Here is a 2,516-nt window from a genome sequence, read left to right as displayed (position 1 = left end):
GCCCGCTGGACAACGTCAGCGTCGTCGAACGATGGGAGGGACAGGCCGCGCGCTGGGCCGCCCGCACCGGCGGTTCGGTCCTCGAACTCCACGCCTACGCCGTCGACCCCTCGGCCGACCGCACCGCCGTACAGGATCAGGTCCTCGCCCAGAGCCGGCTGCTCTACCCCGAGACGGCGAACGCCCGCGTCGTCGACAGCCGCCACGCATGGCACGCCGACTGCCCGCTCTTCGCCGTCGGCTCACACGCGCGACGTCCACGGACCCGAACCCGGTATCCCCGACTCGTCCTCGCCGGCGACGCGGTCCGATGCCCCCTGCCCACCGCCCTCATGGAACGCGCAGCCACCACCGGCTTTGCCGCCGCGAACAGCCTCCTACACGGCTGGGGCCTGCGAGGACACGCCCTGTGGTCGGTTCCGCCCCACGGCCGCAACACCCTGCTACGAGCCTTCGCCGCAGGTTCGAGTGATCAGTGAGCGCGGTCCCGTGCCGGCGCCCGCCGCCGGCGTGCCGCACGGCTGGGTGCGTCGCCGGACCGGGGTCAGACTTCCACCGACCGGGTGAAGTTGAGCAGGACCTGGACGGGGGTGCGGCCGTGGTTCACCGTGAGTCGGCCGGCACGCAGGTTCTCCTCGGTCCGGCGGATGTTCTGCTGCCACATGTCGTGCCAGCTCAGGGGACTTCCGGTGTGCCGGACCTTGTCGGCATCCGTGTTGCGAATGGCGAACGGCGCCTGCTGGGATGCTCGGACGACGCGCGTTCCGCGGGCCTTGGCCCGGTTCATCAGGTCGAGGTCCTGGCAGCCCATCGGGAGCAGTTGCTCGTCGTACCCGCCGAGCGCGTCGAAGCGCGCGCGGGGCAGTCCGATGCGGCCGTAGGACCCGTTGCCGCCGTCCGCTCTGCCGTCCGGGTTGGGACTGGGGTGTCGTGGACGACCACCCTGGGCCGCAGGCCCGCGAGTGCCGCGTGCGTCAACGCCGTGATGGCGGCCAGCATGTCGGGGCGGGCCGGTTCGCTGCGGTACCGCCCCGTTCGTCCCATCGAGGGGACCTCGATCACCGGTACTTCGCCACAGACCTCGTCCACGGCGGGGCCGGAACCGAGGATGACCGGGTCCAAACCGGGTTGTCGCGCCCGCAGGTGGCGGGCCAGCGCGGTCTGGCGGGCCAGGTGACCGGCTCCGATGCCGTTGATGGCGTGAAGCACGATGCGGGCTGCCGCGCGCGGTTCCCTTGGCTCGGAGGCGCCGTCTGATTCCGGCCCGGATGAGGGGGAGATACCGACCATTCAGGTCAGGGCCTACGCGACGGCCCCGTCAGATCTGTGCGAGGACGAGTCGACCGGTGGTCTCGTTCAGCACCAGCTGTGCGGCCGGGTCCAGTTCACCGTCGGTGACGAAGTAGTGGATCTCCGACAGGCTTGCGAAGGCGCTGAGGCCGACGATGTTCCACTTGCTGTGGTCGGCGACGACGACCACCTCGTGTGCCGAGGCGATCAGTGCCCGGTTGGTCTGCGCCTCCGCCAGGTTGGGGGTGGTGAGCCCGGCCCGTTCCGAGATCCCGTGCGCCCCGATGATCAGGACGTCCACGTGCAGGGACCTGATCGTCTGGTCGGCCAGCGGGCCGACGAGCGCGGCCGACGGGGTGGGCGTTCCCCCGGTGAGCAGCAGAGCGGGTGCGCTGCCGGACTTCTCCGTGGCGGTGCGGACCAGGTTGGCGACCGGGAGGGAGTTGGTCACCAGGGTGATATCGGGGATGTCGAGCAGGTGCCGGGCCACGGCGAACGTAGTCGTCCCCGCCCCGACCGCGACGACGCTTCCGGGCTCGACGAGAGCCGCGGCGGCGCGCGCCAGGGCCTCCTTGGCTGACGGTTCCCACTGGGACTTCGCCTCGAAGGCGGGTTCTTCCAGGAGCGTGCTGACGACGGCTCCGCCGTAGGTCTTCTCGATCGCACCGGTGCGGGCCAGGACTTCCAGGTCCCGGCGCACGGTCATGTCGGAGACGCCGAACCGGTCGGCGAGCTCTGCCACCCGTACGGATCCGTCGCGGCGCACGCGGTCGAGGATGAGTGCTCTTCGCTGCGGTGCCAGCAGCCCCGTGTCGTCCACGATCTCACTCCGACTCATCATGCCGCGTTGGGCGGCCGTTTCGGCTGGCGGGTTCTCGGGTGCCTACCGGCGGCTCGGTGCCGCCGTCCCCCCGGTGTTGAGCATGTAACAATAACGGAACTGTCTTGTGTGGGACAGGAGTTCATGCCTCACGCGTCAGGCGGGGAGTCCGACGGCGCGTTCGCCGTTGCGGCGTTGCTGGATGACGACGGCGGCGACGAGGAGGGCTCCTTGGGCGACGTTCTGCCAGAAGGAGTTGATGCCTTGGACGGTGAGGCCGTTTTCGAGGCAGCCGAGGAGGGCGACGGCGAGGAGGGTGCCGCCGATGCCGCCCTTGCCGCCCTTGAGGGCGGCGCCGCCGAGGGCGGCGGCGGTGATGGCCTTGAGTTCGAGGCCTTCGCTGCCG

Annotated in this window: 3 protein-coding genes and 1 pseudogene; 1 reads left to right on the top strand and 3 read right to left on the bottom strand. The window is 70.7% G+C overall.

What is annotated here, in order from left to right; translation table 11 throughout:
- A partial coding sequence (locus PUR61_RS00140; protein WP_329874337.1) for an FAD-dependent oxidoreductase occupies positions 1 to 479 on the top strand: 479 nt, incomplete at its 5' end.
- A gap of 65 nt (positions 480 to 544) precedes the next feature.
- On the opposite strand, the gene PUR61_RS00135 is transcribed toward PUR61_RS00140, so the two are convergent.
- The 3 genes and pseudogenes from PUR61_RS00135 to PUR61_RS00125 form a co-directional block, all read right to left on the bottom strand.
- Positions 545 to 811, bottom strand: coding sequence for a hypothetical protein (locus PUR61_RS00135; RefSeq protein ID WP_329874335.1), 267 nt, complete (start codon positions 809 to 811; stop codon positions 545 to 547).
- Between the two features lie 507 nt (positions 812 to 1,318).
- On the bottom strand, positions 1,319 to 2,131 hold the full coding sequence (locus PUR61_RS00130; RefSeq protein WP_329874333.1) for a DeoR/GlpR family DNA-binding transcription regulator: 813 nt from the start codon (positions 2,129 to 2,131) through the stop codon (positions 1,319 to 1,321).
- Between the two features lie 135 nt (positions 2,132 to 2,266).
- Positions 2,267 to 2,516, bottom strand: a pseudogene (locus tag PUR61_RS00125) (ABC transporter permease); the annotation flags it as partial.

Source organism: Streptomyces sp. BE20 (assembly GCF_036322525.1).
Lineage (GTDB): Bacteria > Actinomycetota > Actinomycetes > Streptomycetales > Streptomycetaceae > Kitasatospora.
This window is presented reverse-complemented; position numbering and strand designations above follow the sequence as displayed.